21 protein-coding genes and 8 pseudogenes are annotated in these 21,332 nt (G+C 72.6%); 19 read left to right on the forward strand and 10 right to left on the reverse strand.

Annotation, left to right across the window (positions count from 1 at the left end; genetic code table 11):
• Positions 1-42 precede the first annotated feature (42 nt).
• The 3 genes and pseudogenes from ACZ8AI_RS07615 (at position 43) to ACZ8AI_RS07625 (ending at position 3,340) form a co-directional block, all read left to right on the forward strand.
• Positions 43-1,092 (forward strand): LLM class flavin-dependent oxidoreductase, encoded by a 1,050-nt coding sequence (locus ACZ8AI_RS07615; RefSeq protein ID WP_464857744.1) that lies wholly within the window; start codon positions 43-45, stop codon positions 1,090-1,092.
• Positions 1,092-2,411: pseudogene (locus ACZ8AI_RS07620) on the forward strand (O-acetylhomoserine aminocarboxypropyltransferase/cysteine synthase family protein). Before ACZ8AI_RS07615 ends, ACZ8AI_RS07620 begins: the two are co-directional and overlap by 1 nt.
• The gene (locus tag ACZ8AI_RS07625; RefSeq protein WP_464857746.1) at positions 2,408-3,340 is read left to right on the forward strand and encodes a 4-(cytidine 5'-diphospho)-2-C-methyl-D-erythritol kinase; all 933 of its coding nucleotides are present in this window, start codon (positions 2,408-2,410) and stop codon (positions 3,338-3,340) included. The pseudogene ACZ8AI_RS07620 and the gene ACZ8AI_RS07625 overlap by 4 nt, the downstream one beginning before the upstream one ends.
• A 3-nt stretch (positions 3,341-3,343) precedes the next feature.
• Here ACZ8AI_RS07625 and ACZ8AI_RS07630 read toward each other — a convergent pair whose 3' ends face one another.
• Genes ACZ8AI_RS07630 through ACZ8AI_RS07640 form a run of 3 tightly spaced genes read right to left on the reverse strand, consistent with a single transcriptional unit; the run spans position 3,344 to position 5,006 of the window.
• Positions 3,344-3,589: a hypothetical protein gene (locus ACZ8AI_RS07630; protein ID WP_464857748.1), complete on the reverse strand. Its 246-nt coding sequence runs from the start codon at positions 3,587-3,589 to the stop codon at positions 3,344-3,346.
• Positions 3,586-4,269: a hypothetical protein gene (locus ACZ8AI_RS07635; protein WP_464857750.1), complete on the reverse strand. Its 684-nt coding sequence runs from the start codon at positions 4,267-4,269 to the stop codon at positions 3,586-3,588. The genes ACZ8AI_RS07630 and ACZ8AI_RS07635 overlap by 4 nt, the downstream gene beginning before the upstream one ends.
• Positions 4,266-5,006 (reverse strand): glycosyltransferase family 39 protein, encoded by a 741-nt coding sequence (locus tag ACZ8AI_RS07640; protein ID WP_464857752.1) that lies wholly within the window; start codon positions 5,004-5,006, stop codon positions 4,266-4,268. The genes ACZ8AI_RS07635 and ACZ8AI_RS07640 overlap by 4 nt, the downstream gene beginning before the upstream one ends.
• Positions 5,007-5,097: 91 nt before the next feature.
• Between ACZ8AI_RS07640 and ACZ8AI_RS07645 the strand changes: the two genes are divergently transcribed.
• The 8 genes and pseudogenes from ACZ8AI_RS07645 (at position 5,098) to ACZ8AI_RS07680 (ending at position 10,354) form a co-directional block, all read left to right on the forward strand.
• Complete coding sequence (locus ACZ8AI_RS07645; protein ID WP_464857754.1) at positions 5,098-5,505, forward strand: TOBE domain-containing protein; 408 nt, start codon at positions 5,098-5,100, stop codon at positions 5,503-5,505.
• Positions 5,502-5,753: pseudogene (locus ACZ8AI_RS07650) on the forward strand (ThiF family adenylyltransferase); the annotation flags it as partial. The gene ACZ8AI_RS07645 and the pseudogene ACZ8AI_RS07650, both read left to right, overlap by 4 nt.
• Positions 5,662-6,564, forward strand: a complete 903-nt coding sequence (locus ACZ8AI_RS07655) for a ThiF family adenylyltransferase (protein WP_464858121.1) — start codon at positions 5,662-5,664, stop codon at positions 6,562-6,564. The pseudogene ACZ8AI_RS07650 and the gene ACZ8AI_RS07655, both read left to right, overlap by 92 nt.
• Before the next feature lie 26 nt (positions 6,565-6,590).
• The gene (gene modA / locus ACZ8AI_RS07660) at positions 6,591-7,412 is read left to right on the forward strand and encodes a molybdate ABC transporter substrate-binding protein (RefSeq protein WP_464858122.1); all 822 of its coding nucleotides are present in this window, start codon (positions 6,591-6,593) and stop codon (positions 7,410-7,412) included.
• An 81-nt stretch (positions 7,413-7,493) separates the two neighbouring features.
• The gene (locus tag ACZ8AI_RS07665; RefSeq protein WP_464857756.1) at positions 7,494-8,231 is read left to right on the forward strand and encodes an ABC transporter permease; all 738 of its coding nucleotides are present in this window, start codon (positions 7,494-7,496) and stop codon (positions 8,229-8,231) included.
• Positions 8,232-8,254: 23 nt separating this feature from the next.
• A pseudogene (locus ACZ8AI_RS07670) lies at positions 8,255-8,518 on the forward strand (ATP-binding cassette domain-containing protein); the annotation flags it as partial.
• A 62-nt stretch (positions 8,519-8,580) separates the two neighbouring features.
• Positions 8,581-8,640, forward strand: a pseudogene (locus ACZ8AI_RS07675) (hypothetical protein); the annotation flags it as partial.
• A 615-nt stretch (positions 8,641-9,255) separates the two neighbouring features.
• Positions 9,256-10,354 (forward strand): annotated as a pseudogene (locus tag ACZ8AI_RS07680) (calcium:cation antiporter).
• On the opposite strand, the gene moaA reads toward ACZ8AI_RS07680, so the two are convergent.
• The 4 genes from moaA to ACZ8AI_RS07700 form a co-directional block, all read right to left on the reverse strand.
• Positions 10,329-11,798: a GTP 3',8-cyclase MoaA gene (gene moaA, locus ACZ8AI_RS07685; RefSeq protein ID WP_464857758.1), complete on the reverse strand. Its 1,470-nt coding sequence runs from the start codon at positions 11,796-11,798 to the stop codon at positions 10,329-10,331. The pseudogene ACZ8AI_RS07680 and the gene moaA sit on opposite strands and share 26 nt — an antisense overlap.
• Before the next feature lie 84 nt (positions 11,799-11,882).
• Positions 11,883-12,338 carry a hypothetical protein gene (locus ACZ8AI_RS07690; RefSeq protein ID WP_464857760.1) on the reverse strand — a complete coding sequence of 152 codons (456 nt, stop codon included), beginning with the start codon at positions 12,336-12,338 and terminating at the stop codon, positions 11,883-11,885.
• Between the two features lie 165 nt (positions 12,339-12,503).
• Complete coding sequence (locus ACZ8AI_RS07695; RefSeq protein ID WP_464857762.1) at positions 12,504-12,674, reverse strand: hypothetical protein; 171 nt, start codon at positions 12,672-12,674, stop codon at positions 12,504-12,506.
• A 9-nt stretch (positions 12,675-12,683) separates the two neighbouring features.
• Positions 12,684-13,004, reverse strand: coding sequence for a hypothetical protein (locus tag ACZ8AI_RS07700; RefSeq protein ID WP_464857764.1), 321 nt, complete (start codon positions 13,002-13,004; stop codon positions 12,684-12,686).
• A gap of 112 nt (positions 13,005-13,116) precedes the next feature.
• Between ACZ8AI_RS07700 and ACZ8AI_RS07705 the strand changes: the two genes are divergently transcribed.
• From ACZ8AI_RS07705 to ACZ8AI_RS07725, 5 genes and pseudogenes are all read left to right on the forward strand, one after another.
• Complete coding sequence (locus tag ACZ8AI_RS07705) at positions 13,117-14,007, forward strand: cytochrome b/b6 domain-containing protein (RefSeq protein WP_464857766.1); 891 nt, start codon at positions 13,117-13,119, stop codon at positions 14,005-14,007.
• A 31-nt stretch (positions 14,008-14,038) separates the two neighbouring features.
• Complete coding sequence (locus ACZ8AI_RS07710) at positions 14,039-14,413, forward strand: hypothetical protein (RefSeq protein WP_464857768.1); 375 nt, start codon at positions 14,039-14,041, stop codon at positions 14,411-14,413.
• 39 nt (positions 14,414-14,452) lie between these two features.
• Positions 14,453-15,037 carry a molybdopterin-dependent oxidoreductase gene (locus ACZ8AI_RS07715; RefSeq protein WP_464857770.1) on the forward strand — a complete coding sequence of 195 codons (585 nt, stop codon included), beginning with the start codon at positions 14,453-14,455 and terminating at the stop codon, positions 15,035-15,037.
• A gap of 49 nt (positions 15,038-15,086) precedes the next feature.
• Positions 15,087-15,353, forward strand: a complete 267-nt coding sequence (locus ACZ8AI_RS07720) for a hypothetical protein (protein ID WP_464857772.1) — start codon at positions 15,087-15,089, stop codon at positions 15,351-15,353.
• Positions 15,354-15,995: 642 nt separating this feature from the next.
• Positions 15,996-16,169, forward strand: a pseudogene (locus ACZ8AI_RS07725) (prephenate dehydratase domain-containing protein); the annotation flags it as partial.
• Between the two features lie 292 nt (positions 16,170-16,461).
• Here the strand turns inward: ACZ8AI_RS07725 and ACZ8AI_RS07730 are convergent.
• The gene (locus tag ACZ8AI_RS07730) at positions 16,462-17,397 is read right to left on the reverse strand and encodes a diacylglycerol/lipid kinase family protein (protein WP_464857775.1); all 936 of its coding nucleotides are present in this window, start codon (positions 17,395-17,397) and stop codon (positions 16,462-16,464) included.
• A gap of 142 nt (positions 17,398-17,539) precedes the next feature.
• A pseudogene (locus ACZ8AI_RS07735) lies at positions 17,540-17,935 on the reverse strand (diacylglycerol/lipid kinase family protein); the annotation flags it as partial.
• 104 nt (positions 17,936-18,039) lie between these two features.
• Between ACZ8AI_RS07735 and serS the strand changes: the two are divergent.
• The 3 genes and pseudogenes from serS (at position 18,040) to ACZ8AI_RS07750 (ending at position 20,902) form a co-directional block, all read left to right on the forward strand.
• Positions 18,040-19,304: pseudogene (gene serS, locus ACZ8AI_RS07740) on the forward strand (serine--tRNA ligase).
• Positions 19,301-20,155 (forward strand): HAD family hydrolase, encoded by an 855-nt coding sequence (locus ACZ8AI_RS07745; protein WP_464857777.1) that lies wholly within the window; start codon positions 19,301-19,303, stop codon positions 20,153-20,155. The pseudogene serS and the gene ACZ8AI_RS07745 overlap by 4 nt, the downstream one beginning before the upstream one ends.
• A 141-nt stretch (positions 20,156-20,296) precedes the next feature.
• Positions 20,297-20,902: a GrpB family protein gene (locus ACZ8AI_RS07750; protein WP_464857779.1), complete on the forward strand. Its 606-nt coding sequence runs from the start codon at positions 20,297-20,299 to the stop codon at positions 20,900-20,902.
• Here ACZ8AI_RS07750 and ACZ8AI_RS07755 read toward each other — a convergent pair.
• Positions 20,877-21,326 carry a hypothetical protein gene (locus ACZ8AI_RS07755; RefSeq protein ID WP_464857781.1) on the reverse strand — a complete coding sequence of 150 codons (450 nt, stop codon included), beginning with the start codon at positions 21,324-21,326 and terminating at the stop codon, positions 20,877-20,879. The genes ACZ8AI_RS07750 and ACZ8AI_RS07755 overlap by 26 nt on opposite strands.
• Between the last annotated feature and the right edge of the window lie 6 nt (positions 21,327-21,332).

Raw genomic sequence — 21,332 nt, forward strand, 5'->3', positions numbered from 1 at the left:
GCGCCTCCCGTCCGCCTTTCCCTCACCACCCAAGGAACACACGTGCGATTCGGATACTGGACCCCGCTCTTCGGCGGCTGGCTGCGCAACGTCGACAACGAGCACATGCCGGTCACCTTCGACTACGTGAAGCGCTTGGCGCAGCGCGCCGAGCGGATCGGCTTCGACCTCACGCTCGTGCCGGAGCTCAACCTCAACGACATCAAGGGCACGGCCGCGCCCTCGCTCGAGGCGTGGTCCCTCGCGGCGGCGATCGCGGCGACGACCGAGCGCCTCGAGATCATGGCGGCGATGCGTCCGGGCTACCACCTGCCGGCCGTGACGGCGAAGCAGGCCGCGACGATCGACGACATCTCCGGCGGCCGCTTCACCTTCAACGTGGTGAGCGCCTGGTGGGCGGAGGAGGCCAAGCAGTACGGCGGCATCTTCGAGCACGACGACCGGTACAAGCGCACCGCGGAGTTCGTCGAGGTCATGAAGGGCCTGTGGCGGGAGACCCTGTACTCGTTCTCGGGCGAGTACTACGACATCCAGAACGCCCACCTCGAGCCGAAGCCCCGCGTGACCCCGCGGATCTACGCCGGCGGTGAGAGCGAGGCCGGCAAGGCCGCGATCACCGGGTACGCCGACGCGTACGTCACCCACGGCGGCACCGTCGACGAGCTGCGCACGAAGATCGACGAGATGAAGCGGCGCCGTGTCGACGCCGGTCTGCCGCCGTTCGAGGCGTTCGGCATGGCGGCCTACGTCATCGTGCGCGAGACCGAGGAAGAGGCGCAGGCCGAGCTCGCCCGGATCACCGACGTGCAGCACGGCAAGGCCTACGAGTCCTACCAGGACTTCATCTCGAAGTCGCAGCTCGAGCACGTGCCCTCGCTGGAGGACTACTCGGTGTCGAACCGCGGCCTCCGCCCCGGTTTCGTGGGGACGCCGTCGCAGGTGGCGGACCGCATCCGGGAGTTCGAGGACGCCGGGGTCGACACGCTGCTGCTGCAGTTCTCGCCGCAGCTCGAGGAGATGGACCGGTTCGGCGAGCAGGTCATCCCGCTCGTGCGGCCGTCGGTGGGCGTGCCGGCGGAAGCGGTCGTCTGATGGGCAGCGCCGAGGACGGCTGGGCGTTCGAGACCCGGCAGATCCGCGCGGGCTGGAAGTCGGACCCGGGCTTCGGCGGCAACGTCCCGCCGATCGCCCAGACGGCGGCGTTCGTCTACCCGTCCGGCGAGGACGCGGCTGCGCGGTTCATGCTCGACGCCCCGGGCCACACGTACTCGCGGGTGAACAACCCGTCCGCCGCGGCGCTCGAACGTCGGATCGCCGACCTCGAGGGCGGGGTCGGCGCGCTGGCCCTGGCGTCGGGGCAGGCCGCGACGTCGCTCGCGGTGCTCGGGGTCGCCCGCGCCGGCGACCACGTCGTGTCGAGTGCTTCGCTCTACGGCGCGACGTACACGCTGTTCGCGTCGACGCTGCGCGACCTCGGCATCGCGTTCACCTTCGTGCAGGACCCGACCGACCTCGACGAGTGGGCCGCGGCCGTCCGTCCGGAGACCCGCGCGTTCTTCGGTGAGTCGATCCCGAACCCGCGCGGCGACGTCCTCGACTTCGCCGGGGTGGCCGGGGTCGCGCACGACGCCGGCGTGCCGCTGATCGTCGACAACACCATCGCGACGCCGTACCTGGTCCGTCCGATCGAGCACGGCGCGGACATCGTCGTGCACTCGGCGACGAAGTACCTCGCCGGGCACGGCAGCACCATCGCCGGGCTCATCGTGGACAGCGGGAACTTCGACTGGGCGGCGTACCCGGAGAAGTACCCGCAGCTCGCGACGGCGGCGGAGTCCGGGTTCGCGAACACGGACTTCGCCGCGAAGTTCGGGCGTCGTGCGTTCATCCAGCGCACCCGGTCGAAGCTGTCCGCCGACCTCGGTCCGGCGATCGCGCCGTTCAACGCCTTCCTCGTGCTGCAGGGCATCCAGACCCTGTCGCTGCGGATGGACCGCCACGTGTCGAACGCGGCCGCGGTGGCCTCGTGGCTGGACGCCCACGACCAGGTGCTCGGCGTGCACTACGCCGGGCTGCCCTCGTCGCCGTGGCACCACCTACAGCAGCGCTACGTGCCGGCCGGTCCCTCCGCGGTACTGGCCTTCGACCTGGACGGCGGGGTGGAGGCCGGGCGCCGCTTCGTCGCCGCGCTCGAGCCTTCGACCACGTCTCGAACATCGGCGACGTGCGCTCCCTCGTGGTGCACCCGGCGTCCACCACGCACGTGCAGATGACCCTCGTCGGAGCGGGCGGCCGCCGGGGTCGGCGACGGCCTGATCCGGCTGTCCGTCGGCCTCGAGCACATCGACGACATCACGGCCGACCTGGCGCGGGCTTCGCAGCAGCCGCATCGGGATAGGTTGGGGGCATGACCACGCTGGCCGCACCGACCCGCGTGCGGACGCGCGCCCCCGGCAAGATCAACGTGTACCTGTCCGTCGGTGCGCTGCAGGACGACGGTTACCACGACGTCGCGACGGCGTACCAGGCGGTCTCGCTGTACGAGGACGTCTCCGCCGAGCTCGACGACGAGTTCTCGGTGACGTTCACGGGGCCGATCGACACCAGCTCGGTGCCCGTCGACGAGTCGAACCTGGCGATCCGGGCCGCTCGGCTGGTGGCCGACGCGTCCGGGTACCGCGGCGGGGTCCGGCTGACGATCGACAAGCAGGTCCCGGTGGCTGGCGGCATGGGCGGCGGATCGGCCGACGCCGCCGCGACGCTCCTGGCCGTGGACACCCTGTGGGGGACCGCCCTCGGGCGCGAGGAACTCCTCCGGCTCGCGGCCCAGCTCGGTGCCGACGTGCCCTTCGCCTTCGCGGGCGGCACGGCGGTCGGGACCGGCCGCGGCGACGAACTCAGCCCGGCGCTGGCGAAGGGTGAGTTCCACTGGGTGCTCGCGCTGAGCGACGACGGGGCTCTCCACCCCGGCGGTGTACCGCGCACTCGACGAGCACCGGGAGCGCTACCGCGCCGACATCGCGCCGGCACCGACGACCCCGTGGTCGAGGCGAACGTGCTGCAGGCCCTGCGCGCCGGCGACCTGGACCTGCTCGCCGACTGCCTGCACAACGACCTGCAGGCGCCGGCGATGCGCCTGCAGCCGTCCCTGGCGTCGACGCTCGAGATCGGCGAGAAGGCCGGGGCGCTCGCGGGGCTCGTGTCGGGCAGCGGTCCGACGGTGGCGTTCCTCGTCGCCGACCGCGACACCGCACTCGAGGTGCAGGTCGAGCTGAGCGCCGCGGGCATGGTCGCCGTGCGCGCCGCCGGCCCCGTGCACGGCGCACGCGTGGTGCACTGAGCGTCAGCCGCGCACGAACTCCGTGATGACCACGGTGCCGGTCGTCCAGTGCTCCTTCGCCGTGAAGCCGTGCTCGGCGAGCACCGACGCGGTCTCCGGCTCGATGTTCCGCGCCTTCACGGTGCCGCCGACGAACCACACCGTGTCGATGTCGTCGAGCCGGCTCGGGATCGTCGTCGCGAGGTCGCCCGTCTGGTTCCAGAGGACGCCCGCCTCGGCGCCGACCTTGCGGACGCCGAGGTCGGTCATGCCTGCGAACGCCTCCCGGGTAGGGACACCCGGATGATGTCCGCCGTGCTGCCGGGGTGTCCGTAGACGCTGCCGAAGACGACGCCCTCGTCCGCGTCGACGCGGTTGGCGTTCCGTTGGGTCTCGATGATCGAGGCGGCGCGCGCCCAGGTCGAGTCCTGCTTGGCGAGCGGTTCCTTCACGGCGATCGCGGTCGGCACCGACAGCACGAGGACGACCGCGACGGCGCCGGCGAGCAGCGCCTTCGGCCGGATGAGCGTGAGCGCCAGGGCGATGAGCAGCGCGACGAACGGCAGGCTCAGGGTCGCGTACTTCGGGGAGTAGAGGTGCTTGCCCATCGCGGTGGCGAGCACGAGCGCTGCCGTGGGGATGACGACGAGGGGCACCGCGACGCGGACGGCCTGGGCCCGGACGAGCGCGCGGACGGAGGGGGAGCGCCGGTGCGCCTCGACGAGCACAACCACCACGCCGAGCACCATCAGCGTCCAGGCGACGGCGGCGTACACGTTCACGGCCCCGAACCAGGCCGTGGCGAACACCTGCGCGCCGGTCCGTTCACCGATGCCGGCGATCCAGGACACCTGCTTCGACTGCGATGCGATCGTCACGACGACCGGGGACACCGCGACGGCGGCGATCGCGGACGCGACGGCCCAGCGGAGCAGGACACCGCCCGTCACGAGCGGGGCACCGGGAGGGTCGGTGTGCGGTGCACGGTCGCGCGCCGCACCTCGAGCCGCCGGACCGCGATGGTCCAGAGCAGCGTCACCGCGTGCGCGACGACCGCGAGCGAGAGGTACACGTTGAACGTCACCGCGACGAGAGCGAGCGCGCCGTACGCCAGCCACCAGTGCAGGCTCCGGCCCGTGCGGGTGCGATGGACCGCGGTCAGCCCGACGAGCGTCAAGCACACCGCGAGCGTGGTGATCGTGGCGTAGGGACGGCCCTCGGACCCCGCCCACTGCACGCGCGGCAGGGCGAGGAACACCAGACCGGCGGTGATGCCGAGCCGCCGCCCGCCGATTCGTCGGCCGAGCGCCACGACGAGTCCCGCCGCGACGCCGACGGCCAGCGCGCTCGGGAACCGCAGCGTGAACGGTGTGTACCCGACGAGCCAGAACCAGACGTGCATGAGCGAGTAGTAGAGCCCGTGCACGGCGTCGACGTTGTGGAGCTCCGCCCACAGCTGCGCCCAGGTCCGCTGCGCGCTGGTGACCGTCGCGGCTTCGTCGTACCAGAGGGACGGCACCCACGCGAAGGCGGCGGTGACGAGCACGCCGATCGCACCGATCGTCAGTTCCGGGGTCCGGACGACGGCGCCGGCCATGCTCGAGCCGACCGCGCGCACCCGCGACCGGACCGGCGCCACACCCGTCGATGCGGGGACGCTGATGGTGCCGGTGGGTGGTGCAGTCACGGTCTGGACGGTAGCCGGACCGGCTGGGCGGCGACCCGGCGTCCTCGCGGCCGTCTCTGAGAGTTCCGCATACCGGTATGGTGCGAACACCATGACGAAGCTCCGCATCCGCGACGCCGCGCGGTACCTCGGCGTCAGCGACGACACCGTCCGCCGGATGGTCGACGGTGGGACGTTCACCCGGTCCTCCGACGCCTCCGGCCGCACCGTGGTCGACGGACGAGAACTCGCGGCGCACATCCGCGGCAGCGGCGCGCAGCTCTCCGATCCGTCCGGCTCGCGGAGCTCGGCACGCAACCGGTTCGTCGGCATCGTCACCGACCTGGTCGTGGACGGCGTGATGGCGCAGGTGGAGCTGCAGAGCGGCCCGCACCGCATCGTGTCGCTGATGAGCGCCGAGGCGGTCCGTGACCTCGGGCTCGAGGTCGGCGCGGTCGCGGTGGCCTCGGTCAAGGCCACCATGGTGTCCGTCGAGGTGCCGGTGGAGGCAGCGGAATGACGACCGACGACGTCTCGGCCGGTCGACGCCGACTGACCTCCCGCACCGCGGCGCTCGACGGCGCCGGGGACCGAGCCGTCCGTGCCCTGGCCCGGGCGAGCGTCCTGGTCGTCGGTGCCGGCGGCCTCGGGGGGCCGGTGCTCACCTACCTCGCCGGTGCCGGGCTCCGCCGGGTCACGGTCGTCGACCACGACGTCGTCGACGCGTCGAACCTCGCACGCCAGACGCTCTTCGCCGCGGCGGACATCGGCCGGTCGAAGGCCGAAGTGCGCTGCGGAGCGGGTGCGCGGCGTGGACCCGGAGCTCGAGGTCGTCGCGATCGCCGGGTCGTTCCACCCCGACCAGGTCACCGGGCACGACGTCGTGGTCGACGCGGCCGACAGCGTCGAGGTGACGCGGGCGATCTCCGACGCGTGCGCGCGCGCCGGGGTGCCGTTCGTCTGGGGCACGGTGCTCGGGCTCGACGGCCAGGTCTCGGTCTTCCACGACAGTGGTTCGGAGCCGATCGACTTCCACGACCTCCATCCCGACGCACTCCCAGACGAAGGGTCCTGCGCACTCGACGGCGTGCTGCCCGCACTGTGCGGTGCGATCGGCTCCGTGATGGCCGCGCAGGTCACCGCCCTGGTCGCCGGGATCGGGGAGCCCCTGCTCGGTCGGGTCCTGACGGTCGACGCCCGCCGCTGGCGCTGGACCGAGAGCGCGCTCCGCCGTGGCCCGGCGTCCCGACGTCCACTGCCGACGGTCGACGACGCCCCACCGCGCATCGCGCCGTCGGCACTCGCCGAGCAGCTGCGCGGACCGGGCGACCGCCCCGTGCTCGTCGACGTGCGCACACCGGCGGAGCTGGCCACCGGGGTCATCGCCGGCAGCCTCCGTCCGGACGCCCTCGGGGCGGCGGACACCGGCGAGGCTCCGGTCGTCGTGGTCTGCGCCAGCGGCGTCCGTGCCACGGCCTGGGCCAGGAGCGCCCGCGCCGAGGGACGTGCGGCGACCGTGCTCGACGGCGGCATCGAGGCCTGGCGCCGCGAAGGGCACCCGACCGCGTCACTGGACTGAGGCGCACCTGCGGCTACGATCGACCCATGACGACGCACGCGCGGACGCGCTCCGCCCTGATCGCCGCTGCCGCGTGCGCCATCCTGGTCCTCGCCGGGTGCTCGACGACGGCCCCGAGCGCGAACGGCGGTGCCGGCGGCCCGACCGCGACGGGCAGCGCCGCCGCCGGGCCCACCGGGACGATCACGGTCTTCGCCGCCGCCTCACTGCAGCAGACCTTCACCACGCTCGGCAAGCGGTACGAGGCGGCCCACCCCGGCACGACGATCTCGTTCTCGTTCGCCGGTTCGAGCGACCTCGTCACCCAGATCCAGAACGGCGCCCCGGCCGACGTGTTCGCCTCCGCCGACGAGGCGAACATGGCGAAGCTGGAGCAGACCGACCTGGCGGCCGGGTCCCCGCGGGACTTCGCCACGAACGCGCTCGAGATCGCGGTGGCACCGGGCAACCCGAAGCACATCGAGGGCCTGCGCGACCTGACGTCGTCGCACGTCCAGCTGCGGACCTGTGCGGCCCCGGTGCCGTGCGGCGCCGCGACCGCGAGGGTCGAGCGGGCAGCCGGCGTCGACCTCCGGCCGGTCAGCGAGGAGCAGTCCGTCACGGACGTCCTCGGGAAGGTCGAGTCCGGGCAGGCGGACGCCGGACTCGTCTACGTCACGGACGTCCAGGGCGCTGACGGCATGGTCGACGGTGTCCCCTTCGACGCCGCGGCCGACGCCGTCAACACGTACCCGATCGGCGTGCTCCGCGACGCGGCGAACCCGTCCCTCGCCCGGGCGTTCACGGCGTACGTCCGGTCCGCGTCCGGCCAGAAGGTGCTCGCCGCGGCCGGCTTCGGGAAGCCCTGAGCCGTGCCCGCACCAGCATGACCGCCGCACCGAGCGCACGGACCCCCGTGCCGTGGTGGCTCCCCCTCCCCGCCGTCCTCGGTGGGCTTCTTCGTCGTCGTGCCCGTCCTCGCCATGGTCGGCCGCGTCGACTGGACGTCGTTCGGGTCCCTCGTCACGTCGCCCGCGTCGCTGAGTGCCCTCGGCCTGAGTCTCGGGACCGCGGCGGCCGCGACGGGCATCGCCTTCGTGCTCGGCTACCCGCTCGCCGTGCTCTTCGCCCGCTCGACGTCACGCTGGGTGGGCGTCGCACGGGCCCTGGTGCTCCTGCCGCTCGTGCTGCCGCCGGTGGTCGGCGGGCTCGCGCTCCTGGCGGCGTTCGGCCGGCTCGGCGTCGTGGGGGCGTTCCTCGACGACCACGGACTCCGCATCGCCTTCACCACCACCGCGGTGGTCATCGCGCAGACCTTCGTCGCGATGCCGTTCCTGGTCTCCTCGATCGAGGGTGCCCTGCGCGTCGGCGGCGACCGGTACGAACGGGTCGCCGCGACGCTCGGCGCCGGCCCGACCCGCACCTTCCTGACGGTCACGACCCCGCGGGTGCTGCCCGGCATCCTGTCCGGGCTGGTCCTCTGCTTCGCGCGGGCGCTCGGCGAGTTCGGTGCGACGCTCACCTTCGCGGGGAGCCTGCAGGGCGTCACCCGCACGCTGCCGCTCGAGATCTACCTGCAGCGCGAGATCGACCCGGACACCGCCGTCGCGCTCGCCCTGGTCCTGGTGGTCGTCGCCCTCGTGGTCATCGGCGCCTCCACGCTGCGGACACGGACGGTGCTCGCGTGAGCGGCGGACTGCGCGCCCACGTCGTGGTCCCCGAGCGCGACGTCGACGTCCACCTCGAGATCGGCCCCGACGAGTGCGTCGCGCTGGTCGGCCCGAACGGCGCCGGCAAGTCGACCGTCGTCGAGGCGCTCGCCGGCCTGCTGCGCACACGGACCGGCGAGGTCGTCCTCGGCGGACGCGTGCTCACCGGCACACCGGCCCACCGCCGCGGCGTCGGCCTGGTCGCGCAGCGCGCCGACCTGTTCCCGCACCTGTCGGTCGCCCGCAACGTCGCGTACGGTCCGCGCGCCACCGGTTCGGGCGGCCGGGAGCGCGCCACCGGTCCGCCACGGCCCTCACCGCGGTCGGAGTGGCTGGCCTGGCAGACCGAGCGCCGGGGACGCTGTCCGGCGGGCAGGCGCAGCGCGTCGCCATCGCCCGGGCCCTCGCCACCGACCCGGCGCTGCTGCTGCTGGACGAGCCCACCTCGGCCCTCGACGTCGACGCCCGCGCCGAGGTCCGGACGGCCCCTCCGGACGGCGCGCACCGGTCGACCCACGCTGCTCGTCACGCACGACCCGCTCGAGGCCGTCGCCCTCGCCGACCGGATCGTGGTGCTCGAGGCCGGCCGGGTCGCCGAGGCCGGTCCCACCGCAGCGGTCCTCGGGCGCCCCACGAGTGCGTTCGCGGCCTCGTTCTCCGGGTTGACGCTCGTCCGTGGGACGGCCACGGCGGGTGGGATCGCGCTGGACGGCGGAGGCGAGCTGGCGTCGGCGACCGGCACCGTGCCTCCCGGCCGCCCCGCCCTCGCCGCCTACCACCCGACGGCCGCCGTCCCGAGCCGCACCGGTGCCGGGCCGGCGCGCGTCGTGACCGCGCTCGAACCGCGCGACGGCCTGGTCCGGGTGCGCGCCGGCGGACTCGTCGCCGACGTCACCGTGTCCACCGCAGCCGGGCTCCGCCTGGTGCCGGGCGAGACCGTGCGGATCGCCGTGGACGCCGCCGAGGTGGCGGTCTACGAGCCGGGCGGTGCGAAGATGTCCTGATGCGCACCTGGATCGCCAAGGCCTGGCCCGTCGGGGTCCCCGTCATCGCGGCGATCGTGCTCGTGTCCTCGTGGGGACGGTACGACCTCGGGACGGCCGTGGTGGTGCTCGTGGCCGTCGTCCTCGCCGGCACCGTCCTCGCCGCCGTGCACCACGCCGAGGTCGTCGCACACCGGGTGGGGAGCCGTTCGGGTCCTCGTGCTCGCCGTCGCCGTGACGATCATCGAGGTCGCGCTCATCATCTCGCTGTCGAGCTCCGGCGGCGCGCAGGCCGAGACGCTGGCGCGGGACACGGTCTTCTCGGCGGTGATGATCACGATGAACGGGCTCGTCGGGCTCGCGATCCTGATCGGCACGATCCGGCACAACACCGTGCGCTTCAACCAGGAGGGCGCCTCGGCGGCGACGATGACCGTCGCGGCCCTCGCCGTGCTCACCCTCGTGCTGCCGACGTTCACCACCGGCACCGACGACTCGTCGTTCACCGGCGCCCAGCTCGTCTTCGTGGCGCTGGCCTCGCTCGCGCTCTACGGCCTCTTCGTCGTCACCCAGACCGTGGCCCACCGCGACTTCTTCCTGCCGGTGAACCGCACCGGCGGGGTGCTCGAGGAGTCCGAGGACGCCCACGCCGCTCGCCCGACCAGCCGCGCCACCCTGGTGTCGCTCGGCCTGCTGCTGCTCGCCCTCGTCGCGGTGGTCGGCCTGGCCAAGGTCGAGTCGCCCGCGATCGAGGCCGGCGTCGCCGCGGTCGGGTTCCCGCCGTCGTTCGTCGGCGTGGTGATCGCGCTGCTGATCCTGCTGCCCGAGGGGATCGCGGCGTCGAAGGCCGCGGCGCGGAACCGGATCCAGACGAGCCTCAACCTGGCGATGGGGTCGGCGATGGCGTCGATCGGCCTGACGATCCCGTCGATCGCCGTGGCGTCGCTGTTCATGCCGGGGACGCTGCTGCTCGGCCTCGGGTCGGCGCAGATCGTGCTGCTCGCGCTGACGATCGTCGCGGCGGTGCTCACCGTGCTGCCCGGGCGTGCGACGCGGCTGCAGGGTGGCGTGCACCTGGTGATCTTCGCCGCGTTCATCGTGCTGTCCGTCTCCCCGTAGGGCGGGGCGGGCGACCTTCCGCGCGTAGGAGGACGATTCGCGCGTAGGAGGCAGGAACTTCCTGCACCCAATGCGCGATTCCGCTTCCCATTGCATGCGTGATGGGCAGGAACGCTCGACAGGACCCGCTCAGCCGCCGGCGAAGGGCGGCATCACGTCGACGACGGCCACCCCGGCGAGCGACGTCGACCGGTCGCGGGTGGTCACCCCGTCGACCAGGTACGAGCACCGCTCCTGCAGCGTCGCCCACCGTGCCGGATCGGCAGCGTCCACCGCTCGGAGCGCGTCGTCGAGCACGTCGGACTCGGTGCGGACCTCGTCCACGCCGACCGCAGCCCGCGCGGCCGCGAAGAACCGCAGCGTCGTCACGGTCAGCCCGCCGATCGCGCTCATGCCGCGCGTCGGGTGCACGAGGTCGTCGGTGTCGTCGCCGTGGTCGCGCGGCTTCGTCCACATGGCGCGACGCCAGAGTTCGGCGACGTCGTCGTCGGTCGCGCCGGCGCGCATCGGGCCGAGCACGCCTCGTCTCGTCGTCGGAGAAGAGGCAGCTCCGGACGTTGCCGTCGGCGGTCAGGCGCGTCCGGGTGCAGTCGGCGCAGAAGGACTCGGTGATGCTCGCGATGATGCCGATCGTGCCGAGCTCGGCACCGACACTGCCGTCGGGACGGCGTTCGAGCACCCGGAAGCGCTCGGCGGGGGCGCCGTCCCGTGGGGCGTCGTCCGGCACGAGGGCGAACGACTCCGACAGCATCGCGCGCGTCTCGGCGGCGGTGATCATCGACGTGCGGTCCCAGGCGTGGTCGGGGTCGAGCAGCATCTGCTCGATGAACCGGAGCTCGTAGCCGCGGTCGAGGCACCAGCGCATCAGGTCGGGCGCGAGCTCGTCGTTCACCCCGCGCAGCAGCACGGCGTTGACCTTGATCGCGAGTCCGGCGTCGTGCGCGGCCGAGAGTCCGGCGATGACCTTGTCGAGGAACGGGCGCCGGGTCACGGTGGTGAAGACGTCGGGGTCGACGGTGTCGAGCGAGACGTTCACCCGTCGGAGCCCGGCGTCGAACAGGGCCTGCGCTCGGTGCGCCAGGCCGATCGCGTTCGTGGTGAGCGAGAGCTCCGGCGCGTCCGGCAGCGCGGCGCAGCGGGCGATCACGTCGACCAGGTCGTGCCGGAGCATCGGCTCGCCGCCCGTGAAGCGGACCTTCCGGACGCCGAACCGCTCGGAGCCGAGTCGGACCAGCCGCTCGATCTCGGCCGCGGTCATCAGGGCGTCGTCGGGTGCGAAGGGCAGTCCCGCGGCGGGCATGCAGTACGTGCAGCGCAGGTTGCAGCGCTCGGTGAGCGACACCCGGAGGTCGACGGCGCGACGGCCGAACCGGTCCAAGAGTCCAGCGGCGTCACCGCGCGCGGGGTCGCCGCCGGTCGAACCGAGCAGGGTCGCTGGTGCCATGAGCGTCAGCGTACGGGTCGAGCCGCCGGAACGACAGCCGCCGTCCCCAGCGCACCCACTCGGTCCGGCTGGTGCGGGCGACCGTCACGACCACGATGACGAGCACCGCCGCAGCGAGGCCACCACCGGTACGCGTCGACGGAGGGCCACACGCCCGCGCAGGGCGATGGCGAGCCCGATCGACAGCCACTCCCACCGGCCGGAGAGCACCACGAACGGGATGAGCAGCAGCGCGTACCAGGGGTAGCGCGGGCTCACGGCGAGGAACGTCACGCCGATCATGAGCACCTCGCCGGACCACGGCCGCGCGGGGTCGGCCAGCCGCCAGGCCACGAACGCGGCGAGCAGCACGAGCAGCCCGACGACCACGGTGCCGGCGTCGCCCTGGAACACGAGGGACACGAGCGCGAACCGGGAGCCGTCCTCGTAGCCCTCCTCGGACAGGTACCCGGGCAGGTAGCCGAGCACGTCGAGCCCGGTCGAGGCACGTACGGCACGTACAGCAACCCGAACACGGCGATGCCGACGGGGATCGCCCACCAGTTCCGCCAGCGCCCCGAGGAGCTGTGGGTAGACGATCGCCGGGATGAGCTTCGTCGCGGTCGCCGCGCCGAGGGCGATCCCGCCCCAGGATCGGTCGACCGAAGGCGACGAGTGCGACCCCGGCGGTGGCCAGCGCGGCGCCGAGGACGACGTGCGAGTTGGTCACGGCCTCGGACGCGACGAGGGCGACCACGCCCAGAGCGCCGCCCACCACGTCGGGCGCCCGACCCGACGCAGGGCGGCGACGAGTCCGAGCGTCACGCCGAGGGACACGAGGAGCCCGGCGATCTGGAACGGCATGTACTGCGCTGTGGCGGGGACGAAGGCCCGCACCCCGGCGAACTACAGCTGCGCCATCGGCGGGTAGATCGTCGTGACGTCCGGCCGGTTGATCGCCACGCAGTGTCCGGAGGCGCCGTCGCCGGGGAGCCCCGGTACCGCGGCTCGAGGGGGTCGCACGTGCCGTCGACCTTGTCCGGGAACAACCAGTCGGGCCGCAGGTGCGCCAGCGCCCCGACTGGGGCGTGTGCGCGTAGGGCGAGACTCGGCGGCGCGCACGATGCCGTCCCAGGCGTAGCGAGCAGAGTCGGTGCTGGTGTTCGGTGGGCCGACGAGGGCCGCGAGACCGATCACCACGGCGCCGCCGACGACGAGCGAGGTCATCCAGCGGACGGGCATCGAAGCGGAGCGCGAAGACGGCTCCGGCGAACACCGTCCAAGCGATCAGGGTCCACGCAACGAATGGGGAACGATGACCGGACCGGAGGAACCCCAGATGCGTGATGCCGAAGGCGATGACGCCCGCCAGGGCCAGCACGCCGACGACGGCCAGCACGGTCGGCAGGAGTCGGCCGGGCCGAAGTCGTTCGCTCATGATGCGTCGAGGTTATCGGCGGTCCGGGGGCTGCTGCTGGATGCACGATCCGCGATGGCCTCCCTGAACCGGAACGCCCGTTCGGCCGTCGTCTTCGGTCGCCTGCTCGGCGTCGCGTTCCTCGTCTGCTTCGGCACCGGCGTCTACAGCTACCTGCTCCAGCAGCCCCTGCCCGGCATGCGGTTCCCCACGCAGCCGGCGCAGCTCTACCAGTTCACCCAGGGGCTCCACATCACCACGGGCATCGCGATCATCCCGTTGCTCCTCGCGAAGCTCAACGCCGTGATGCCGGCGCTCGTGCAGGTCCCGCCGGTGCGCGGCGTGCTGCACCTGCTCGAGCGGCTGTCCATCGCCGTCCTGGTCGCGTCGGCGATCGTGCAGGTCGGCACCGGCCTGCTCAACACCTACCAGTGGTACCCGTTCCCCTTCCCGTTCAAGCAGGTGCACAACGCCCTGGCCTACGTCATCATCGGGTCGCTCATCGTGCACATCGGGGTGAAACTGCGGCTCATCGGACGGTACTGGCGGAAGCGCGACTCCTACGACGCCAATGGACGCTTCGTCGCGGATCCCGACGCCGGCAGTGAGCTGCTCCCGCCCGGACAGGAGGCACGGGGTGCGTCCGCCTCGCAGCCCACCGCCGCGCCGACGGTCGCCGCCTACCCCCGCGGCCTCACCGGCCGGGTGCTCCGCTGGGTCGACGGCGCTCCCGCCTCAGGAGCACAGGCGGACCCGACGGAGGTGAGCCGCGCCTCCAGGCCGACTACCGGACGCGACCCAGGGTCGACGTGAGCGGATCGCACCACGCGGGTTCTGACGGGGCGTGACGGCCGCGACCGCGGGTGTCGTCGTCCTGACGGCGGGGCAGTCGAACCGCCTGGCCGAACCGTTCAACGTGTTCGGCGCACGGCAGCGGCACCGTGGACCGAACGACCTGCCGGTGAACCGACCGCTCCGCGCGGCGCCGGGGTGCTCGCGACCGCGACCGCCGCCGACTGGAGCCTGGTCGTGGTCGGCCGTGACGTCACCCGCTCGTTCTCTCGTCGTCGAACTCGGCAGGCGCCTCGGCACGGCCGAGGCGGAACTGCCGATCTCGTGCGTCGAGGGCTGGAGCCAGATGGCGACCTGGAAGGGCGTGCGGATGCGCGACCTGCTGGCCGCGGTGGCTGGCCGAGCCGGGCCTTGCAGCAGGTGGTGACGAGCCCGAGCAGCACGGCGGGTACCGTGCGTGATGGACATGGCCGGAGTATCGCCGAAGACCTCGACCACCCTCATCGCCCTCGAGCTGAACGGGCAGAAGCTCGACCTGACCACGGGTTCCCCGGCGCGCATCATCGCCCCGGGTCGACCCGGTGTGCTGGGTAGACGAAGCTGGATCGAGAAGATCGAGGTGATCGCGACGAGGGCAGCGCGCATCGCGCTGGGTCGTGGTCGGCGTGCTCGTCATCGCGTTCGGGGCGCCGTCATGGTGACGACGGTCCGGACCGAACCGGATCTGGGGCCTGGCGACGTGGCTGCTCGGCGCCGAGGTGCTCCACGACGCGATCCTGTCGCCGTTCGTCGTGGCGGTCGGGCTGTCTCCTGCGCCGGACCGGTCGCACGATCCGGGTGTGGGCGCTCGTCGTCGCGCAAGCGGCCGTTGCAGGTCGGCAGCGCGCTGGCGCTCGTGGTGCTGCCGGAGATCGCGGCGAAGCACCACGGGCAGAAGAACCCGACCGTCCTGCTCGTTCGAGTACGGCGCGCGGCTGCTCGCCGTCGAGGGCGTGATCCCTGCCCTGGTCGTCGTCGCGGTGCTCGTGATCGCGGTCGTGGTCGGACGTAGTGACTGCAAACCACTGGTTAAAGCAACAACCATTCGGTAAGATGCACCCATGAGCGACGGGACCCCCTGGCTGACGCGCGAACAACTGCGCGCCTGGATGAAGCTCGTCGCCGCTTTCATGGAGCCCTCCAGTTCCGCGGCGCTCAACCAGCAGCTCCGGCGCGACGCGGACCTCGCGCACTTCGACTACATGGTCATCGCGATGCTGGGTCCGGAGACCGACTCGCGCACCCTCCGGATGTTGCCGGCGCCTCGCCTCGGCCACGAACGCGCTCGCTGCCTCGGCTCTCCCACGTGGTGGTCGCGGCTCGAGTAGCGCGGCTTCGTCGCCCGTGCCCGTCGACCGGGACGACCGGCGCGCCAGACCGACGTCCGGCTCACCGACGACGGCTACGCGGCCATCGTCGACGCGGCACCCGACCACGTCCGCACCGCTCGCCGCGTGGTCGGCCTGATGCGCTGTCCGAGGAGCAGGTCGGACAGCTCGACGGGATCGCCGCGGCGGCTCGCCCGGCCTGGACCCGGAGGGCCGGTTCGCGCGGCCCCGAACTACCTGCAGCGACGACGCCAGACACCGCCATCTGCGAGGCGCGAGCCCACCGGCACGGCGACGGACTGAGCCGGTCGTCACACGCGCCGGGTGGCGGCACCGGTGCTGCAATAGGCTCGCCGCGCTGAGAAGAGCAGGCTGCGCCGTCCGACACGTACTCCTACCTCGGACCCGCTCGGCACGTTCACCGAGGCGGCCCTCAAGCTCGTCGACGCGGCGGCCGTGCAAGCTGGCGGAGCGTGAACACCGCCGGCGAAGCCCTCGACGACGTCGTCAGCGGCCGCTCGGTCGGCGCCGTGATCGCCATCGAGAACAGCGTCGACGGCGAGTGCCAGCGCCACCCAGGACGCCCCCGCCCGATCCCCGGCGTGCGGATCGGGAGCGTACTTCGTCCCCGTCGACTTCGTCCTGGTCGCCCGACTCGGCACCGAGCTCGCCGACGTCCGGACCGTGAACGCCCACCCCGTCGCGTACGCGCAGACGCACCACTGGCTCGAGGCGAACGTCCGCGGGCACGGGCACATCCCGGTGTCCTCGAACGTCGCGGCCGCCGCTGCCCTGCTCGACGAGCACCCCGTCGCCGACGCCGCGGTCGCACCGCCCGGCATCACCGACCACTACGCGCTGGCGGTGCTGGCGTCCCTCGATCGGCGACACCGCCTCCGGCGGTCACCCGCTTCGTCCTGGTGTCGAAGACCCTCGCGCTGCCCGAACCGACCGGCGCCGGACAAGACGAGCGTCATCGTCGAACCGCCCGCCGACCACCCCGGTGCGCTCGTGGACATGCTCGGAGCAGTGCCCGCGACGTGCGGTAACGGCCAACATGGGGCTGCTGTCCTCGGCGCGGCCAGATCGGCGACGATTGCTTCCGCCGCTACCGGTTCGTCATCGACCTCGACGGGCACGTGCAGGACGAGCGAGTGGCCGACGCGCTGCTCGGCCTGCGCCGGTTCAGCCCCCTGCGTGATGCTTCGGCCGTACCCGCGCCGACGGGGTCCGCCCCGAGGTGCCGGCGCGCTACTCGGACGAGGCGTTCGTCGAGGCGCGCGCGGACTGGCTGCGCGCATCGTGGCCGGCGAGCCTGGACGCGCGCCGACGCGCGGCTGCCCCGCGCGGGACGCGTCCACTTCCGCAAAACGCAACGTCGGCGGTTGTTCGCAGTGAAGTACCGCCGCGAGCAACCGCCACAGTTGCGTTTTGCGGGCTCGGCTCGGCCAGCGCAGCGCAGCGCAGCCCAGCTAGCGCCTCGCGCCCGCCGCGCGCCGGGTGCGGCTCGACCGCGGGGATGCGGACGTCGAGCGAGTCGGGGTCGATCCGGGCCCGCGAACGCGACGATCTGGCCCACGGGGTCGCCGTCGATCTCGAACTCGTCCGGCTTCTCGAGGCGCAGCGTGAACTCCTCGCCCTGCATGTAGCGGAGCGGCCGTTCCTGCTTCGCGGCGTTCGTGATCCGACGGCCGATGAGCGTGTCGGAGAGCGCCGAGCGACGGAACGAGCGCAGGATCGCGTTCTCCCAGAACACCCGCGCCCCGATCCGCACCCAGCCGAAGAACCCGCGCGGACGCATCACGACGATGTCGAACACCCCGTCGTCGATCTCGGCGTCCGGCAGCAGCATCGCGTTGGCCTGCAGCATGCCGCAGTTACCGACGATGACGGAGTGCGCCCGCACCGAGCCGTTGCGCGCCGACTCGTCGAGGCGGTACCGGAACTCGAAGCCGTCGGTGTCCTGCACGGAACGCAGCAGCGAGTCGAGGTACGCGAGCCAGCCGACGCGTTTCTTCAGCTCGGGCCGGGTGTTCGCGAGCATGCGGGCGTCCAGCCCGAGGCCGGCCATCACGACGAAGCCGAACTTGTCGCGGGAACTCGTCGGGGCGCTCGACCTCGAGCAGGCCGAAGTCGATCGGCCGGTCGTGCCCGGCGAAGATCGCCTTCGCCATCCCGCCCAGGTCGTCGAGCGGCAGCTTCATGTTGCGGGCGAGCAGGTTGCCCGTTCCGCTCGGCAGGAGCGCCAGCGAGGCGTCGGAACCGTGCACCACCTCGGCGACGGCACGGACGGTCCCGTCACCACCGGCGGCGGCGATCACGTCCGCGCCCGCTTCGAGGGCAGCACGGGCCTGGCCGCCGCCCGGGTCCTCCTCCGTGGTCTCGAACCACAGGGTCTCGGCCCAGCCGGCTTCCTGCTGGTGCTTCGCGACGGTGCTCTTGAGGGTCGGCAGGTGGACCTTGATCGGGTTGTAGACCACCGCGGCCGTCCGTTGCTCGGTCTGGAGGGCGTCCTGCTCCGCAGGCGCGGTCTCCGAAGGTCGACATGCTCCAACGGTACCGACGGGGAGCGCCGGTGGCATACGGGACGCGACCGAGAATCGGCCTGGAGGCGCGTGGCGGGCCCGCACCGCCTCCAGGCCGGCTCGGACCCGGCCCGCAACCGGCGCTGGGTAGGGATGACCCGGTGATCGATCCCCAGCTGCTGGCGACAACCCGGACGTCATCAAGGCCTCGCAGGAGGCGCGGCGCGTCCGTCGCCGTCGTCGACGAGGCCGTCACCGCGGACGCCGCACGGCGTGGCGCGATCACCGGTGTTCGAGGCCCTCCGGGCCGAGCAGAACGCCTTCGGCAAGACCGTCGTGAAGGCCCTGAAGGACGAGAAGGCCGCGCTCGTGCAGCAGGCCCAGGCGCTCGCCGCGAAGGTGAAGGAGGCCCAGGCCGAGGTCACTGCCGCCGAGGACACCTTCAACACCGTCGACCGCGCGATCCCGAACGTGGTGCTGCCGGACGTGCCGAAGGGCGGCGAGGACGACTTCGTCACGCCCCGCACCGTCGGCACCAAGCCTGAGTTCGACTTCGAGCCGAAGGACCACGCCGACCTCGGTGAGCACCTCGGCATCATCGACATCCCGCGCGGCGTCAAGGTCTCCGGATCGCGCTTCTACTTCCTCCGCGGCCTCGGCGCGCGCCTCGAGATCGCGCTCATGTCGCTCGGCCTCGACCGTGCGATCGCCGCCGGGTTCGAGCCCCTCATCACGCCGACGCTCGTGCGCCCCGAGACGATGGCCGGCACCGGCTTCCTCGGTGAGCACGCGGCCGAGGTCTACCGGCTCGAGGCCGACGACCTCTACCTGACCGGCACGAGCGAGGTCGCGCTCGCCGGCTTCCACGCCGACGAGATCCTGCCCCTCGACGACTCCGGCGACGGGTTCCGCTACGCCGGCTGGTCGACCCGCTACCGGCGCGAGGCCGGGTCGGCGGGCAAGGACAACCGCGGCATCCTCCGCGTGCACCAGTTCAACAAGCTCGAGATGTTCGCCTACGTGCACCCGGACCAGGCCGAGGCCGAGCACGAGAAGCTCGTCGGGTACCAGGAGCAGATGCTGCAGGACCTCGGGCTGCACTACCGCGTGATCGACGTCGCCGGCGGCGACCTCGGCACGAGTGCCGCGCGCAAGTTCGACATCGAGGCCTGGGTGCCGACACAGGCACCTTCTACGAGCTCACCTCGACCTCGAACTGCACCACGTTCCAGGCCCGACGCCTCGACATCCGCTACCGCACCGAGAGCGGGAAGACCGCGCCGGTCGCCACCCTGAACGGCACGCTCGCGACGACCCGCTGATCGTCGCGATCCTCGAGACCCACCAGCGGGCCGACGGCTCGGTCGCCGTGCCGGAGGTCCTCCGTCCGTACCTCGGCGGCGTCGAGGTGATCGAGCCCCGATGAGCGTGCAGGGGCGGTTCGTCGACGGCGGTTCGACTCCGGGGGGTCCGTCCGGACCAAGCGGTGGCTCGTCGCGCTCGGACATCGACGGCACCACCATGCGGGAGGACGGCGTCGTCACCGAGACCGTGGTGGCCGCACTCCGCGACGCCGAGGCCGCCGGGCACGAGGTCATGCTCTCCACCGGCCGCAGCGAGGGCATGACCGTCCCACTGCTCGAGACGCTCGGCATCCGACCGAAGTACCTCGTGTGCGCGAACGGCGCCCTCACCCTCGCCCGCCGGTCCGACGGCAGCTACGAGCGGGTGCACGTCGAACGCTTCGACCCGTCCGAGGTCCTGCAGATCGTGCACGGCGCACTCGAACACGCGGCGTTCGGCGTCGAGGACGAGGCCGGGCACTTCCTGCTCTCCGGCAACTTCCCCGACGACGCGATGACCGTCACCGGTGAGCACGTGCCCTTCGAGCGGCTGCTCGGCGTCGAAGCCACCCGCGTCGTCGTCATCTCGCCCGGCCACGACACCGAGGACTTCCTGCAGATCGTCGAGCAGATGGGCCTGCACAAGGTGTCGTACTCGGTCGGCTGGACGTCGTGGCTCGACATCGCTCCCGAGGGCGTGACGAAGGCCACCGCCATGGAACGCGTGCGCGAGTGGCTCGACGTCCCGCGCTCCCGGGTCTTCGCCGCCGGAGACGGGCGCAACGACATCGACATGCTGCGGTGGGGCGTCGACCTCGGGTCGTGGCGTCGGATGGGGCAGGCGCCGGAGGACGTCATCGAGGCGGGCAACGAGCTCACCGGCGGTGTGACGGACGACGGGCTCGCCGCTGCGCTGGACTCCCTGCCGCGCTGACGCGGTCGCGTGCTCCGGCGGTGTGGCCCGGAGGCTCGGCTAGACTTCCCGGGACGCGGTCACGTCTCCGCCACGTGGCCGCGTCACTGGAGGGTTGTCCGAGCGGCCGATGGAGCCTGTCTTGAAAACAGGTGGGCAGAGATGTCTCGTGGGTTCGAATCCCACACCCCGCAGGAGCGCGATCGTGATCGAGGTCGTCGAGTACCGCGCCTCGTGGCCCGAGCGGTTCGCGGAACTCCGCGCGGCGTGGCCACCGCCGCGCTCGACGCCGCTGCCGTCCCGCACCGGGTCGAGCACGTGGGCAGCACCGCGGTGCCTGGCCTCGCTGCGAAGCCGGTGATCGACGTCGACTTGGTGGCGGATCCCGAGCACGTCACGGCCGCGGTGCAGGCGCTCGCGACGATCGGCTTCGAACCGCGCGGCGACCTCGGCATCCCCGGCAGGCAGGCCTTCCGGACGCCCGACTGGTTCGCCCCGAGCAACACGTACGTCGTCGCCGCGGGGCTGCTCGCGCTGCGGAACCACCTGGGCGTGCGTGACGTCCTGCGATCGGACACCGCCCTGCGCGACGAGTACGCCGCCGTGAAGCGGCGCGCTGGCCGGACGGCGGCGGACATCGACGACTACCTGGAGCAGAAGAGCGACGTCCTCGACCGCATCCTCCGCGCGGCCGGACTCACCGACGAGGAGCGCAGGTCGATCACCGCGAGCACCCGCGGCATCACCGGCCGCGGCGCCCACGGCTGACCTCGCGGGACGCTGCCGTCAAGGCGTGTACGGCTCGTGCGGCCAGGGGCGCGACGAGTCGTCCGCCGGTCAGCTGGAGGGACAGCGCCACCCCGATACCGGACCCGATCACGAGCCCGAGGACCGCGAACGCCACGGCCGAACGACCCCCCTGTCGGGCGAGCCGCGCGGTGAGCAGCAGCAGGGCCACGCCCACCACGTGGCCGATCACGAGCCCGGCCACTCCCGTCGGGATGCCCGGGTTCGCGCCCGTCCGGTCCGGGGTCGCGCCGCGCGTGGACTCCTCGGAGGCCAGGTACAGCCAGAGCCAGGACCCACCCCCGCCGACCACGCCGAGCGCGACCGTGACCCAGTACAGCGCCGCCCAGCCCGGGGACGTCCAGCCCGACCCTCGTTCGGACACAACAACCCCCGTCGTCACCATGCGGTC

The sequence above is a fragment of the Curtobacterium sp. AC273 genome (assembly GCF_979253735.1).

Bases quoted from the DNA above. Each gene is read 5' to 3' on its own strand.
- ACZ8AI_RS07625 (WP_464857746.1), top strand. From the start codon at position 2,408: ATGACCACGCTGGCCGCACCGACCCGCGTGCGGACGCGCGCCCCCGGC.
- ACZ8AI_RS07630 (WP_464857748.1), bottom strand. From the start codon at position 3,589: ATGACCGACCTCGGCGTCCGCAAGGTCGGCGCCGAGGCGGGCGTCCTC.
- ACZ8AI_RS07645 (WP_464857754.1), top strand. From the start codon at position 5,098: ATGACGAAGCTCCGCATCCGCGACGCCGCGCGGTACCTCGGCGTCAGC.
- modA (WP_464858122.1), top strand. From the start codon at position 6,591: ATGACGACGCACGCGCGGACGCGCTCCGCCCTGATCGCCGCTGCCGCG.
- moaA (WP_464857758.1), bottom strand. From the start codon at position 11,798: ATGGCACCAGCGACCCTGCTCGGTTCGACCGGCGGCGACCCCGCGCGC.
- ACZ8AI_RS07700 (WP_464857764.1), bottom strand. From the start codon at position 13,004: ATGACCTCGCTCGTCGTCGGCGGCGCCGTGGTGATCGGTCTCGCGGCC.
- ACZ8AI_RS07705 (WP_464857766.1), top strand. From the start codon at position 13,117: ATGCGTGATGCCGAAGGCGATGACGCCCGCCAGGGCCAGCACGCCGAC.
- ACZ8AI_RS07715 (WP_464857770.1), top strand. From the start codon at position 14,453: ATGGCCGGAGTATCGCCGAAGACCTCGACCACCCTCATCGCCCTCGAG.
- ACZ8AI_RS07720 (WP_464857772.1), top strand. From the start codon at position 15,087: ATGAGCGACGGGACCCCCTGGCTGACGCGCGAACAACTGCGCGCCTGG.
- ACZ8AI_RS07730 (WP_464857775.1), bottom strand. From the start codon at position 17,397: ATGCTCGCGAACACCCGGCCCGAGCTGAAGAAACGCGTCGGCTGGCTC.
- ACZ8AI_RS07745 (WP_464857777.1), top strand. From the start codon at position 19,301: ATGAGCGTGCAGGGGCGGTTCGTCGACGGCGGTTCGACTCCGGGGGGT.
- ACZ8AI_RS07750 (WP_464857779.1), top strand. From the start codon at position 20,297: ATGTCTCGTGGGTTCGAATCCCACACCCCGCAGGAGCGCGATCGTGAT.
- ACZ8AI_RS07755 (WP_464857781.1), bottom strand. From the start codon at position 21,326: ATGGTGACGACGGGGGTTGTTGTGTCCGAACGAGGGTCGGGCTGGACG.